This is a genomic window from Vibrio sp. 1288, from assembly GCF_033344475.1.
This window is the reverse complement of record NZ_JAWPOX010000944.1, coordinates 1-559: the sequence shown is the minus strand read 5'-3', so window position 1 is coordinate 559 and position 559 is coordinate 1. Positions and strand designations below refer to the sequence as shown.

Annotated in this window: 2 pseudogenes; both read right to left on the bottom strand. The window is 43.6% G+C overall.

The annotated features are described in order from the left end of the window. Positions 1 to 468, bottom strand: a pseudogene (locus R8O11_RS30245) (transhydrogenase beta subunit); the annotation flags it as partial. Next, positions 469 to 559 (bottom strand): annotated as a pseudogene (locus R8O11_RS30240) (type VI secretion protein); the annotation flags it as partial.

Genomic DNA, 559 nt, shown 5'->3' with positions numbered 1-559 from the left:
TAAACCACCTTTGCTCGGCTCGCATTTCGCCGCCACGACCGAACTACGCGAACCATTCACGTCATCATTTTTGGCATTAAATCCCAAAACCCAGGTAGGTCGACTTGAGACCAACTCTCTTTCTATTCTTCCAAGAGCCATCAAAAAGGATGCCTGCCCGTAAGGATACAAGTAGATATTTGTATTTGGATGACCACCTAAGGCAGAGGATATCTCAAGCATGATTTTTTTCAGTAGCGTTTTGTCGCTGAGTTGGGGCAACAATACGCAAACACAACCAGATACTTCTGCTTGTTTTAAGCTTCTCCCATGTGACGCAATGAGCTTAAAAAGTCGTTCTTCATAAACTTCATTGTTAACGTTTTGTGTTCTTTCACCGGAAAACCTAAATGAAGCATCGAGAATAGAGCTGACTTGTACTTCCTCATCGTCAATAAGACATAAAGGCATCTTAAAACCAATTCGCATCTATCCCCCGATGAGGACGGTCGGTACACCGACGAGAATTTTTCCACCATGAGATGTAGAGTCCCCTGATCTAGCAGCCGGTTTACCATTA